The following is a 13882-nucleotide window of genomic DNA, read 5'->3' as shown; positions in this document are numbered from 1 at the left end:
GATCTGACTTGCCAACATTCATGGTGAAAAAAACATGGGGGTGAGATAAGAGAGGATCAAATGAAAATCAACTTCACCAAAATGGAAGGAATTGGAAATGACTATGTGTATATCGATGCCACGAAAAACGATATTCGTCTGAGTCCCGAACAAATCCAAAAACTATCCGACCGTAATTTTGGTATTGGAGGAGATGGGGTCATTTTTATACGTAACTCAAACTCTGGCGAGTTCCAAATGGATATGTACAACTCGGACGGAAGTTCTTCTGAGATGTGTGGGAATGGAGTTCGTTGTGTGGGAAAATTTGTTTTTGACCACGGCCTAACTAAAAACCAAAAACCAACCATTGAAACGGGAAAGGGAGTCCTCACCCTCGACTTAAAAACAGGAAACAATGGCAAAGTAGAAATGGTGACTGTGGATATGGGGGAACCCATCCTCAAACCATCCCTAGTTCCGATTCTTTGGACAGGGGACGAACCGGTCATCAACCAAGTCTTGGAAGTCCAAGGAAAACATTATCATTTTACGGCTGTTAGTATGGGTAATCCTCATTGTGTGATTTATGTAGATGATGCCGATGCCTTTCCTGTGCGGGAAATTGGACCACTCATCGAAAACCACCCACTTTTTCCAAGAAGGGTGAATGTGGAATTTGTATCGGTCAGGGGCAAAGACCATCTTTACCAAAGGACTTGGGAAAGAGGGGCAGGGGAAACCTTGGCTTGTGGGACCGGTGCCTGTGCTGTGACCGTTGCTTCGATTCTAAATGGAAAAACAGGACGATCTGTACAAATAGATCTTCGTGGTGGAACTCTCAATATCGAATGGAAAGAAAACGGATCGGTAATGATGACAGGACCGGCAAAGGAAGTGTTTTCTGGAGAGGTAGAAGTTTAGATAAATCAAAATTAGGCTACTCGATATTTGGGTAGCCTAATTTCTGCGCAATCGCGTAACAAAACTCTTTGCGTACCAACCGGGTTCGATTACTTTTTCAAATAATCTACTTTTTGTAATTCACCCATCCTACGTTTAGTTTCGTTCGAAACTTCCACCATACCTTTATCAAGTGTTAGATGGGCGTAGTTTTCATATTTAATCACTTCGCCAAAGACAACATTGATTTTTTTATAAACCACACGGCGTTTGATATCGCAAACTTCTTTGGGCATTCCCATAAAGGCACGTACTAGCGGAGGAATAGGATAATCGGTAACGGTTTCTTCATCGGGTATGATGACAGTGGGAAGGATGTCCACTTTGTTACGAAGGCTAAAGGCAGCAAATCCAGAATGGAAATTAGCAAGTGGCGCTGAAAAATCATTTTGCACCATATAATCATGACCTTCTGGAAAAATCCCCAGAACATCCCCATTCTTAAAGACTTGTTGAACCTTTTTGATACTGGCCATAGAGATATTACCATCAATGGCCATAGGAATGGTTCCTGTTTTTTCTACGAGATCTTTGAAAAGAGGAATCCTTGTCGTATACTCGGCTGCAATCCAAGAAATGAACCTGGGAAACACAGAACCGATGACAAAGGGATCCATATCGCTTCTATGATTACAAGTGAGAATGAGTTTACCAGTTGGTACAATGTTATGGTAACCGTAGACTGTTGTGTTTACTGCCAAATTAAAGAACGGAGTTACAAATTTTTTAATGTTCTCAACATTCTTTTTGACTTGGTCTACGGTGTTTTCCATTTCATTCTCCTAAAATCTTTTGCCACCAGGATTTGGTAGAGGTGTTGGCACCAGGACTACGCGGTTCCTGGCCAATTCCACCATCACCATTGGACTCTCTAGGGTCGGTGGTAGGTAAGTTCTCTCTACGTTTTTTTCCCAAGTGAGGGCTTGGAACGGTTCTTTTAATTTCTTCCAACTCTTTCTGAGCGGCAGTATTGGATTTTAAAAATGCACGGATTTCATCCCATTGGGGATCAAAATCATTTCCGTACATGGCATAATTCATAAGATCAATACGATCAAAATCGGGCATGTTCAAGATTGAAAGTGATGCCCCGACAAATTCAATCCAATTTTTATTTGGGCACTCCAGAATGGGGGAGGGCAGTTCCGAAAATAATAAGGTGAGAGATAGAATCGAGTCCAAGAGACATAAGATCAAAAAAACAAACCAGAACACATCCCTTTTGCCTCCCAATGTAGTTCCCTTTCCCATACTTCCCAATAAGGAGAAAATTTTTCATCTTTGTGAAGATTTGTTTTGCGAGCCGGGTGACGAAAAGGAAGCATAGAAATGATGCCAAAAAGACTCCTACCATTTGTTTTCTTTTTCCTGATTTTCCAGAATTCTATGTGTTTGAAACTTTGGATCGTATCTTCCAAATACCGAACCACAGAAGATGGTAGAGACCACAAAACCTATCAGAAAACCCGTAGTTTCCTCAAGGCCAAACAATGGTTGGAATACAAATTAGATCCTGAACTTTCCAAAATTGAATCGGAAAACCAAGAGACGGGAGAGCTAAGAGGGATAGGCCTCATTAAATGTTACGTTCCCTATGGAATTGGGGAAGTGGATGCCAATGAACATGAATTTGAGTATGTGATTAAAGTGCAGGAAGGACACGCAGATTTTCAGGTGAATAAAATCTTTTCCTTCATACGGGATCCGAATGATATCATTTTAAACTATGGACCAAAAAATGAAAAGGTGGCAAAAATCACAATCCGGTCTTGTTTTAGACCACTCATGGATGATTTTTTTGAATTTATCAAATAGAGAATTAACTCTTGTTTAATATCCTAGCGGGTTTCCTACAGTGGAACCCGTTGATCCATAGGTATTGGTTCCTGTGGGTGAGTCTGTGAGACCATAATGGTCTAAGCCATTCGAATTGCCATTGTTAGTGGATGATCTGGAAGATGAATTGGCTTGGCCGGAGGATGAATATCCATTTTGTGTTCCGTCTCCCTCAAGAAGGTCTAAAATATCTTGCCTGTTCACCAACTTAATTTCGTTACACGAAACAAATAAAAGACCAATCAAAAAAATACTTAGAGCCACTTTCATTTCTTCTCCATTTTGGGAGTTTTTAGAAGGGAGTTCAATCATTTTATTCTACGCTTGAATAAGAATAAATCCTTTCTTTGGATTCTCTTCCTTTGAGTTCGTATTCCCCTTCCGATTGGAGTTTTGAGCGAATACTTTCCGGCAAAAGTGAGGTTGTGTTTTCTGTGAGGAGAAGGTTTTTCTTTAAACCTTTACATAGACCTTCCACACGAGAAGCAGTATTGACAGTATCGCCGATGACTGTAAATTCCATACGATTGGCAGAACCAATATTTCCTACAAGAAGGCTACCTGTATGGATTCCTATTCCCATCTTTAATTCGGTAAGTCCTTCGTTTAAAAACTGTGAATTGAGTGCATCTAGATTTTTTTGCATTTGCAGAGCCGTTGCAAACGCACGTTCTGCGTGGTCCGACATTGGCATAGGAGTTCCAAAAACCGCGAGAATGGCATCCCCTATGAACTTATTGATAAATCCGCCGTGGATTTCGATGGCGTTACTCATTTCTTGAAAGTAACGATTGAGGATGTACAATACTTCTTCTGGTTTTCGTTTTTCCGAAAGTTTAGTAAAGTCTCGGAGGTCAGAAAATAGAATCGAAGCTTCTACGACTTTTCCACCTAAGCTGTGTTCATTAGAAAGAAGGTAATCTCTTACTCTTGGATCTACGATCCTACCAAATGTATCTTTGATCCTTTCTCTTTCTGCAAGACCTTCTGCCATTTCGTTTACGGCATCTCCAAGAAGTCCTAATTCATCAGAGCTAAAAATTTTTACGCGAGTATCAAATTTTTGTTCTTTAATGAGTTCTGCTGCTCTTTCGATTTGGTTGAGGGGATGTTGTAAACTTGATGCAAAAGACATCGCAAAGGCAAAAGAAAAAACAAGCATGATGGCAATTACTTTAAAGAGAACGTCATTATTAACAAGTTCGTGAAGATTGAGAATGTTTTGGTTGGTTCTAAGTAATAATCCAAAGATAAGAAGAACGATTGGAAATAGTGTAGAAGCTGCCCAAAAAATAAACTGTTTGGTTACTATGGAAAATTGTTTTCCATGAGCATATTTTCCAAGGCCTCCTTCTGGGAATACACAAGGTATGATGAGGAGTTTGTTTAAATAAGTAGTGGTGGCATAAGAAAAAGCAAAAGCAAATAGGCCCCAAAATCCAAATAAAATCGAAACAGTAATGATACTTTGTTGGGGCGCATCTGGAAAGAGTGTGTCTATCCTACAAATACTTAGAATATTAGAAAGTTCCCAACCGATAAAACCTAAGATACTAATGGTAAGCGGCGAATGAACAATCCTGTGACGTGCTCTTTCTTCTGATATAAAGTTACAACCTTTGGTAGAAAATAGAAATTTACCAATCGGCAAACTATAAAAAAACAAAATGAGGGTAATGATCGGGAAGGGAGTCCAAGTAACTAAGGATAATGTAAAATCGTTTTTAATTTGTGTGGCTTCAAACAATGCTAAGAACTTGTCAGGTAAAAAAGCTGAAGCTGTATAATTGGCAAATAACAAAGTAAACAAACAGGCACAAAAGGGGACGATAAAGTAAATTAACAAAAAGGCAATGAATTGAAGGGTGCGACCAGGTTTCATATAGATATCTTTCTTTAAACCTTGGCCCCTTTTTGATTACGTTTCAATAAGATTCTTTGCACTTGGATGTGTTTTGTATCACTTAATGGAAAAAATAAAAAAAGTAGGGATCCTAAAATAAAAAAGAATCCAACCCCAGGACCAAAAATCATGGCAAGGCGAAATCCGACTTCTGGCGATTGAGTGCTAACGCCATTTTGAAATCCAATGATATCGAGTAAAAATCCAGTGATAGCAATGCCAAAAGCTTGTGAAAATTTAACACCCATCTTCCAAATCCCAAAATACAAACCTTCCCTTTTTTCACCGGTTTTGAATTCATCATAATCCACAACATCAGTGAGGATAGAATCCATAATGAGTATTGATCCCGCACAAATTCCCCCTACAAAAGCGGCAATCAATGGAGGGCGTAGTTCCCCATAAGGAAACAATGGGTATACGATTACTGTAAGTAGGCCAAGTCCAAAAACACCAAGGAAGGCCGGGATTTTTTTGCCGATTTTTTTTGCGATCCAAACCCAAAATCCAATGGAGAAGAGAAGGACTAAAAAAAATGGCAAGAGGATATTGATGACCACAAGTGATTCTTTGAGCCCTAACCTATATTCATAGTAATACAGTGCGATGGCTGAATTAAATGTCCTTCCTATCGTTGCAATGATAAAGGCAAAAAGTAAAATGAGAAACATTTTGTTTTTTAAAACAGAAAGAAAGGCCTTAAAAAATGGAATCGTTTGTTTTGGTTTTTTTTCTGTTTGGTCTTTACCTTTTGTTACGAGAAAGGTAATGATGGAAGAAACCAAAATGACCAGAGATACAATTTCTCCGGCAGTAGTGCGAGAAAGGATAATATTTTCTTTGGAGGATTCATCACCTAAAGATTGTAAAATGGCAGCGGGAACGATCATCCCAACAAGCATTCCTATATTACTAAAAAACAATCTCCATCCAAAAACAGAAGTTCTTTCGTTTCTTTCAAAACTCAGTTCACCTCCTAAGGCAATATGGGGAACTGAAATAATGGTCATGGCAGTGTTTACAAAAAGGTAAACTGTTAAAAGATAGGAAAACTTTCCAATTTGTGTAGTTAGGTGGGGTGGCGAAAAGAGCAAAAGAACTGCCAAAGAAAGTAAGATTCCACCTAAAAGAATAAAAGGTCTTCGGCGTCCCCATTTGGAATGGGTTTGGTCAGAAATCCTTCCCATTAATGGGTCACTCACCGCATCCCAAAGTACAGAAATAGAAAGGGCAATTCCCGCTAAACTGGAGTTTAGACCTACGATTTCAGTATAATATTTTAAGAGATAAATTTGCGTAAATAGTTGAACGGCTGTTATACCAGTTTCCGCGAGCCCATATCCCATTTTTATGGGGAGTTTTAATTTTGTTTGGTTCATTTTAGAATCATGTATTGGACTATGGGAATTCGGAGTCTGGGGTCAGAAATTCGTATCTTTTGTGAAATCGGTTTTAGTTAAGGAGTGGTTTTGGGAAGATAGGTGATTCGGATTAAGGAAATATCGTCAATAATTTGACCTAAGGATTCGATCTGTTTTGTCATTGCTTGTAGATTCCCTTGGGTTGATTCAACAATTCTTAGGAAAACCTGTTCGTCCGAATTGACTTCCCATTTTCCGGTAGAGTCTATACATAAAATATCGTCCTTTCCGTCAGAGCCAATGATCAGTATATCTCCGGATTGCAATTGGACTTCTTTCGTATTATGAATGGGCATAGCACCTAATGTACCAAGTTTTCTGTAGGAAACATCAGCTTGTAAATACTCTGCTTTTCCATTTCTGTATAAAACAATAGAAGGATGTTCTGCATTTAGAAAATATAGTTTCCCCGTATCCTCTTCCAATAGACCCATTGTCAATGAAACGAGCATGGTTCCATCAAAGGCTTCAAAGATCATATGCATTTCTTGGAGATTGAATTTGAGCCAATCTTCTGGGCCAAAGGCTTGGTATCCTGGATCTGTTTTTGTTCTTTGGACGATGGATTGAAAAACAGCACCAAATACCAAGGCCCCACCGGCACCTTGCATGGACTTACCCATTGCATCGGCATTTGCAAATAACAAAAATTTTCTTTTTTGTAAGGTAATGGAATGAGAAATGTTGATGTCTCCTCCAATATCATACCTTTGGTTTTTGTATTCGAATTCTTTTTTCTGTCGGACCAAATGATCTACTTCTAGTCGGTTACTGTCTACATCTTTGATAGCAAGTGGATTTAGCAGTTGATAGGTGAGAAAATAATCTCCATCTTGTTGGATTTTCAGATTACTGATGTCTTGTAAAGATTGTTTGAGTTCATTCGTTCTTAGTGTGACTTTTTCTTCCAATCCTTCGTTTAAATTTATAATTTCTGCATACATACCTTTTAGTTTGCTAATAACTGAGTTTAGGTAAAATGCTTGTTTGGCGAAGTCGTCACTAGATTTTGGTGTGACAACCACGTCAAAATTTCCTTTTGCAAGTTCCCCTAAAGACCCACTCGTTTCATTTAGGCCTTCGTTAACAGACTTTGCTACCACGTAAGCGCAAACAATTAGTGGAATGATAAAAATAAAGGAAACGGTAACAATGGGAATCATAGGATCTTGGACTGCAATCTCGCCCATTGCTAATGAATAGAGAATATAGGAAAAAATGACAAAGGGAAGAGTTGACAAACTAAAAAAAGCAACAAGGATCCTTGCAAAGTAATTGAACTTGGGGATATCCTTTTCTTGGAGTTCAATGTTTTTGATTTGTGGAAGGTCAAAGAGAACACGAATTGAGTTTTCTGTGATAAAATAATAAGTTACAAATGATATGGGTGCAATCATTACAAAAGTAAAAATAGCAGAGCGAAGTACAGAGGGCATATAAGCCACTAGGTAAAAAAATAAAAAGCTAATTGGGATTACGCCAGATAACCAGCGTATAACGATGATGATTGCTTCGACTAATGGATATCGAAATAATAATATTTTTACTGATTTAGCATAATCCAATTCTTCTTTGGATAATGTGGAAACACCTAAGGTTGGGATAGAAATCCTTTCAATTTTTGCGTAGACAAATTTGAGGAGGAGGTGGCGAACGAAGGTGCCTAGGAGGCCGATTCCCGTGGCAAATACCACACAAAGAGCAATGAAGATTTTCCAGTGTTCTGGCTCCATTTTTTGAGTGATAATGGCATAATAAACCGCAAAGGGAACAGGAACCGTGTGAGTGAATGCTTCTAGTTTTAAGGTAAGATCCCAGAAAAGTGTTTCTCGTTTCACGTAGCCACCTGATTCGTTCAATATCGGCAAAAAGTAAATTTTTTCTCGTTGTTAGTATGAATTATTATAAAAGGTAGTTTCTACCTTTATACGTTCGTCTTTCAAAGAATGGAGGATCGTTCCATAAAAGTCAAGCCTAAGGTATGGCTTTCTCCGTAAACTTGAGCATGTTCCCCATGCTTGTGAGTATTCCTTTCCTATTACGTTTGGGACATCAACTTCTATTGATAATCTCTTAAAATACACCTCATGTTCCATAGGTGATACATAGACTCAGTAACAATAACCATTCAGAATAATAATACTCTTATGATATAGACGTTATGTAAAAACTGAAGAGAATATGTGAATGATTCATGAAAGAATCTACTTTAAGAGTTATAGTTGAAAGATTGATCTGAACATAGGATGTAGTCGTTTTTATAAGATGAATAGTTCTAATATAAAGTTGTCAATTGATTGTAATACTCTTCTAAAATCGATAAGACCTAATTTGCTTGATTCTTACAGGGTAAACATAAAAGCTTATTATTGAACGATAAGAAGTTGGATTTAAAGAATAAATGCGTCAGAATTTTCCCGTAACAAAAAATGAAGTGGAGTTTCAAGAAGGAACTAAGATCACTTCCAAAACAGATTTAAAAGGAATCATTACTTATGTGAATGAGGATTTTTTGCGCATTAGTGGATATAAAGAAGATGAAGTGATTGGCCAACCTCACAATTTAATACGTCACCCTGAAATGCCAAAGGCAGCTTTCCAAGATATGTGGGAAACCATCAAAACACAACATTCTTGGGTGGGGATTGTTAAGAACCGCTGTAAAAACGGTGATTATTATTGGGTTGATGCAAACGTTTCCCCGATCTACCAAGATGGACAACATATAGGTTATATGTCTGTGCGAACGAAGGCAACTAAAGAACAAATTCATAATGCGGAAATTCTTTATACAAAACTGAATGTCGGACATGGGAAATTTGAAACCAGTGGCCAAAATGGTTTTAGTTTATCGATGGCAAAAATTTTTACAATACATACGATTGTTAGTGGAGTATTATTGATTTTGTTTTCGTTAAAATCAAATTCTAGTTTTGCTTTTCTTACTAGCCCTGTAGTATCTATTGTTGGTTTTGTTTTATTTCTGTCGATTGCAGCTTTTGGATTTTTATCTATTCATAATCATAAAAAATCATTTTTAAAAGTGAAAGAATACCTTGGTAATTTATATAATGGAAAGCTAAAGTTTGATGTAACTTTTGAGAATGGGGGTGAATATGCTCAGATTTTCCCAATGATCAAAAAAACGCAGTATGAGTTTAGAGGAATGATTTCTCAATTAATTGGAAATGCGGAAATTGTAAAAACTCAAATAAGATCACTGACTTTTGCTGTGGAACATATTCATGTGGCTTTTCAAGAATTATCTAAGGCTATGTTTTCTTTGGCAGATTCAAGTATTGTGACCCGAGAAAGTTCGGATAGTATCTTTCAAGAAATGGATTCTTTAAATCACCTAATTGGAAATATACGAACTGAGTCAAATGTGGTTCAATCGGAATCCACAGAATCATATCATTTTTCACTGGCAGGAAAAGATTGTTCTGACAAAGCAATGACTCAATTCCAAAAAGCGAAGAAACAGATTTTAAAAACTTCTGAAGTCATAAAAGAACTTGGTGAAAAAACTAAGGCGATACGAAAGATTACAGAGACGATCACTGCTATTTCCGAAAAAACAAACTTACTTTCATTAAATGCTTCTATTGAATCGGCAAGAGCCGGAGATGCAGGGAAGGGTTTTGCAGTCGTTGCTGGGGAAGTGGGAAAATTGGCAGACCAATCCAATCGATCAGCCAAAGAAATATCTTCCTTCATCAATGAATTAACATCCAAAATTTTACAAACAGTCACTGATATTCAAGAAGGACTTACTGAAGTAGAGGTGGGTTCATTAGAGTTTGAAACGGTCCAATTGGAAATGAATAAAATTTTAAAGAATGCTGAGGAAACAAAGCTAAGTGCAGAAAAGATCAATGGATCAACAGTCGGCACAGAATCTATGTCAGTAAATGTTTTAGGAAATATGGAAAAGATTCAAACACAGCTGATCAATACATCAGCAATTGTGGAAGAGTTGTCTGCCGCAGCAAACGAACAAAAACATACCATCGGAGCAATCGAAGAGTCTATCACAAACTTGGGTTTGGTTGCTGACCGGTTGGATTCCGTTGCTTTCCGATTTCAGTTTTAAGGACTCGTAGTAAACTCTTTATCAGGTAAGGCAATGACAAATCCAGACCCAAATGCAAAACCAAAAATGAATTTCCATGTGGAAACAGCCAGAGTGGATTCCCATTCGAGTTTATCTCGGTGTAAATCGGCAGAAATCGTATTAGATACAGATATGGCAGGAAACCTAAATGCCTTCAATCCTGCGGAGCTGTTACTTTCGGCTCTTTCGGCCTGCATCATTAAAGGAGTGGAAAGAGTGGCTCCTATCCTGCATTTTCAAATGAAAGGAATTCAAGTCATCGTAGATGGAATCAGGCAAGATGTTCCTCCCAAAATGGAATCCATTCGTTATGTAGTAATAGTGGATACGGAGGAACCAGACGACCGTTTGCATCTGTTACACGAAAATATCAAAAAATATGGAACGGTTTTTAATACCATTGCACCTGGCACTGATTTGGTGGGAGAGATTCGTAGAAAATAAAAAACCCAAAGTTTACTTTGGGTTTGCTGATCAAAATTGGGTTTGCATTCCATCGGAATAGAATCCGGTCGTCCTTATTTTTTTGGAAAAATCGAAATGATAAAATTAATCTTCTGAATTCCAACCCACAGAATAAATGACAGCAGTAGAAATGGTAAATATTGCGTAGTAAGCCACCCAAACCCAAACAAGAACTGTTGGGGCAAAGTTTGTGAGGGACAATGTCCAAAGCATTGGCGATACAAACCCGATGATCGATACTAAGATTCCCACGAGAAATCCACCTACAAGTCCTTGCGGAAGGGATTCTTTCATTAACGAATAAAGAAAACCAAAGGAAAGTGTGAATAATAAATCGCTGAATACAGGTCCAAGCCAAAAAACATCTGTGATAGGAACAAACATAGTTTTGAAAGTTGGATCAAAGTAGAACTTTGAAAAAAACAACATTCTAACTGGAATGGAAACCGCTTCCCAAAACGAAAAGGCAAGGAGGAACCGGACTAAAATCCGATTCCATTTTTCTGTATTCAGCGAACTCAAAATCTACTTACCTAAGATGAACACGAAGTTCGTAGTCGCAGATCCACCGATGTTGAGCATAAGGCCATTTTTAGCACCTTTTACTTGGTAGTCCCCTGCGGTGTTTGTGACTTGTTTGTAGAGGTCGAGCATCATACGAACGCCGGATGCACCTACTGGGTGACCCACACCGATGAGTCCACCGGAAGGATTGATTGGTTTTTTACCACCAAAGTCAATGGTTCCTTCTTCGATCGCGATGTGTTCTTTTCCTGGTTCTGAGATTCCAAAAGCAGAAATCGCAGCATACTCAGAAGAAGTAAAACAGTCATGTGTTTCAAACACATCAATGTTTTTTACATCCATGTCAGCACGTTTGTAAGCATCTTTTACAGTTTGGCGAGTCCAAGGAAGGATGTATTTGTCCCCAACGGATTCTTGTTTTTTTGCTTCAAATGTAATTGGTGCCACTCGGTGACCCCAACCCTTCACACGAGGGATGTCGTCTACTTTGCGGCCAGTTTTTTTAGCGTATTCTTTTGTGTAATCTTTGGATGCAAGGATAGTTACCGCAGCACCGTCTGTTACTTGGGAACAGTCAGTGATACAAAGTCTACCACCCACAGCCATATTATTATCACCACCACGAGCCATCGCATGTTCTTTGTTCATGAACCATGTGCGAGTTTGTGCTTTCGGGTTACGTTTTGCGTTTGCATAGTTGATACGTGAAATTTCAGCAAGAGCATCCATAAAACGTTCTTCTTTCAGTTCGTAACGTTCGAGGATTACATCTGCTAATTTTCCGAAAAGTTTAGGGAAAGGAAATTGAACTCCCTTCGCTTCTTTATCGTAATAAGCAGCAGTTCCAAGGAAGTCACCACCCACAGATGAAGATACAGTTTTCATCACTTCCACACCAAGAACAATCGCTAGATCGTAATCTTCTGCACGGATGTGTGTGATCGCTGCATCAAGAGCAACAGATCCGGAAGCACATGCTGCTTCGTAACGTGCACCAGGAACTCCAAAAAGAGCAGGGTTTACTTCTGTTAAAAATGCACCCAAGTGTCCTTGGTTGGCATACTGTTCTGCATCAAAGTTTCCAACAAACACAGCCACACGGTTTTCTTTGTTCAATCGTTTGATTTCATCATAACTAATGCCCACTTTTTCAAGAGCATCATCTAATACTTCACGCATCATGGACATGAAGGTTTTTCCTTCTTTTGTCCAGTTTCTTTGGAAGTCGGTTTGTTCTCCGCCTAATACGAATACTTTTTCACTCATATGATACTCCTAATTAACCTTTGAAGAGAGACCTTGCATCGAGTTTGTCGCCAAGTTCGTAGAACTTTTTGCCTTCTTTTGCATCTTTTAAAAGTTTTGGAACTGGTATTTTAGACTCATCCATCATCTTAATTGTTTCTTTTGGTCCACCAAGGAAATCAACGAAGGCGGAAGCGGGAACCCAGTTAAATCCGAAACCCATAGCACCGTCAGTGTTTTCTTTTGTATCAACCACCTCTCCCACGAGAGAGAGCGAATAACTGATGTAACGTGAAATAAAGTAACGAGCAATGTCTGCTTCGAAGCCACTGGCTTTTTTTACTACATCCATCGCACCTTTGTAATCGGAGTCTTTGATTTTTTGGCGAGCTTCTTTGATAAAAGTAATATCAAATTTTGGGTACGGATCGTACTCACCAGTTTTGATATTGTAAACAAACTTCTCACGTTTTCCGTCAGCGTGTTTCACAACTTTAGTGAGACCACCACCAGATTTCATACCAAGTTTGCCAGCATCGATTAACTTTTGGAAGTAACCAGGAAGTTTGAATGTTTCGTGAGCTTCATCTTTTGTATTGTCGTAGATATTGTCTACGATGGCCTTGTGAACATCTAGTCCTACGAAGTCAGCAGTAGCCAGTGGGCCCATCGCACGTCCAGTGTAACCAGACATGATTTCGTCCATAAGGGCAATTCCACCTTTGTCAGCATACTTTTCTGCAAAGTGAGCCACTTCGTTCATCAACTGAAATCCAATGCGGTTTCCAGCAAATGCAGGAGTGTCGTTTGTATAAACTACAGCACGGCCTAAAACTTTATCTAAGTATTCACCTAACGCTTGTGTGACTTTTTTATCGTTACCCGAATGAGTGACGAGTTCACAAAGGATCATTTTATAAGGAGGGTTAAAAAAATGCGTTCCGTAATAGTGTTTTTGACCATCTTCATCGTAAGCTTTTGCCAAACGACCGATAGAAAGTCCAGAGGACACAGTGGAAACAATGGTTCCAGGACGACGAGCTTTCGCGATGCGAGTGTTGATCGGTTCTTTGACTTCGTAACTTTCCGCCACGAGTTCGAATACCCAATCTGACTCTGCGACAGCTTTTTCCAGATCCGCATCGTAGGAACCAGGGATCATTCGTGCGCGAATTGTATCCGTTTTTACGGATGCGACAGCGGCTTCGATACCCTGTTTTGCTTTTTCAACATCTCTAGCGAGCATATGGACTTTAGCACCACCGAAGGCAGCAATGACGCCTGCACTTCCAGAACCCATGGCTCCGTTGGCACCTAAAATCGTGACAGTTTTGATTTCTCTCATGAAGGAATTTCCGAATCTAATTTTTACTTACCGTTCTAGAAAGCCAAGGTGACAGGAAAATCGTTTTTTTTTGTCAGATTTGTTAC

The 13882-nt window shown here is 38.9% G+C and carries 13 protein-coding genes; 4 read left to right on the top strand and 9 right to left on the bottom strand.

The window, feature by feature from the left end; genetic code table 11:
* Positions 1 to 60 precede the first annotated feature (60 nt).
* Entirely contained in the window at positions 61 to 903 is an 843-nt protein-coding gene (gene dapF / locus EHQ31_RS15430) for a diaminopimelate epimerase (RefSeq protein ID WP_135571719.1), read from the top strand.
* A gap of 89 nt (positions 904 to 992) precedes the next feature.
* Here dapF and EHQ31_RS15425 read toward each other — a convergent pair whose 3' ends face one another.
* Together EHQ31_RS15425 and EHQ31_RS15420 are read right to left on the bottom strand one after the other, a co-directional pair.
* Positions 993 to 1715, bottom strand: coding sequence for a lysophospholipid acyltransferase family protein (locus EHQ31_RS15425; RefSeq protein WP_135571717.1), 723 nt, complete (start codon positions 1713 to 1715; stop codon positions 993 to 995).
* Position 1716: 1 nt separating this feature from the next.
* Positions 1717 to 2010, bottom strand: a complete 294-nt coding sequence (locus tag EHQ31_RS15420; RefSeq protein WP_135571715.1) for a hypothetical protein — start codon at positions 2008 to 2010, stop codon at positions 1717 to 1719.
* A gap of 261 nt (positions 2011 to 2271) precedes the next feature.
* Here EHQ31_RS15420 and EHQ31_RS15415 point away from each other — a divergent pair, with 261 nt between their 5' ends.
* On the top strand, positions 2272 to 2757 hold the full coding sequence (locus EHQ31_RS15415; protein ID WP_135571713.1) for a DUF4468 domain-containing protein: 486 nt from the start codon (positions 2272 to 2274) through the stop codon (positions 2755 to 2757).
* Between the two features lie 15 nt (positions 2758 to 2772).
* Here the strand turns inward: EHQ31_RS15415 and EHQ31_RS15410 are convergent, their stop codons facing one another.
* The 4 genes from EHQ31_RS15410 to EHQ31_RS15395 form a co-directional block, all read right to left on the bottom strand.
* Positions 2773 to 3090: a hypothetical protein gene (locus EHQ31_RS15410; RefSeq protein ID WP_135571711.1), complete on the bottom strand. Its 318-nt coding sequence runs from the start codon at positions 3088 to 3090 to the stop codon at positions 2773 to 2775.
* Position 3091: 1 nt separating this feature from the next.
* The gene (locus EHQ31_RS15405; RefSeq protein WP_135571709.1) at positions 3092 to 4660 is read right to left on the bottom strand and encodes an adenylate/guanylate cyclase domain-containing protein; all 1569 of its coding nucleotides are present in this window, start codon (positions 4658 to 4660) and stop codon (positions 3092 to 3094) included.
* A 14-nt stretch (positions 4661 to 4674) separates the two neighbouring features.
* A complete protein-coding gene (locus EHQ31_RS15400; protein WP_135571707.1) occupies positions 4675 to 6060 on the bottom strand; it encodes an MFS transporter in 1386 nt (461 codons plus the stop codon).
* Positions 6061 to 6137: 77 nt separating this feature from the next.
* On the bottom strand, positions 6138 to 7940 hold the full coding sequence (locus EHQ31_RS15395; protein ID WP_135571705.1) for a SpoIIE family protein phosphatase: 1803 nt from the start codon (positions 7938 to 7940) through the stop codon (positions 6138 to 6140).
* 563 nt (positions 7941 to 8503) lie between these two features.
* Between EHQ31_RS15395 and EHQ31_RS15390 the strand changes: the two genes are divergently transcribed.
* Complete coding sequence (locus EHQ31_RS15390; RefSeq protein WP_135571703.1) at positions 8504 to 10195, top strand: methyl-accepting chemotaxis protein; 1692 nt, start codon at positions 8504 to 8506, stop codon at positions 10193 to 10195.
* A 33-nt stretch (positions 10196 to 10228) separates the two neighbouring features.
* On the top strand, positions 10229 to 10660 hold the full coding sequence (locus EHQ31_RS15385; protein ID WP_135571701.1) for an OsmC family protein: 432 nt from the start codon (positions 10229 to 10231) through the stop codon (positions 10658 to 10660).
* 105 nt (positions 10661 to 10765) lie between these two features.
* Here EHQ31_RS15385 and EHQ31_RS15380 read toward each other — a convergent pair whose 3' ends face one another.
* Genes EHQ31_RS15380 through EHQ31_RS15370 form a run of 3 tightly spaced genes read right to left on the bottom strand, consistent with a single transcriptional unit; the run spans position 10766 to position 13796 of the window.
* Complete coding sequence (locus EHQ31_RS15380; RefSeq protein ID WP_135571699.1) at positions 10766 to 11203, bottom strand: hypothetical protein; 438 nt, start codon at positions 11201 to 11203, stop codon at positions 10766 to 10768.
* A gap of 3 nt (positions 11204 to 11206) precedes the next feature.
* Entirely contained in the window at positions 11207 to 12472 is a 1266-nt protein-coding gene (locus EHQ31_RS15375) for an acetyl-CoA acetyltransferase (RefSeq protein ID WP_135571697.1), read from the bottom strand.
* A gap of 13 nt (positions 12473 to 12485) precedes the next feature.
* On the bottom strand, positions 12486 to 13796 hold the full coding sequence (locus EHQ31_RS15370; RefSeq protein ID WP_135571695.1) for a 3-hydroxyacyl-CoA dehydrogenase NAD-binding domain-containing protein: 1311 nt from the start codon (positions 13794 to 13796) through the stop codon (positions 12486 to 12488).
* Positions 13797 to 13882 lie beyond the last annotated feature (86 nt).

The sequence above is a fragment of the Leptospira montravelensis genome (assembly GCF_004770045.1).
GTDB lineage: Bacteria > Spirochaetota > Leptospiria > Leptospirales > Leptospiraceae > Leptospira_A > Leptospira_A montravelensis.
The sequence above is the reverse complement of the archived record's forward strand: the minus strand, read 5'-3'. Positions and strand labels throughout refer to the sequence as shown.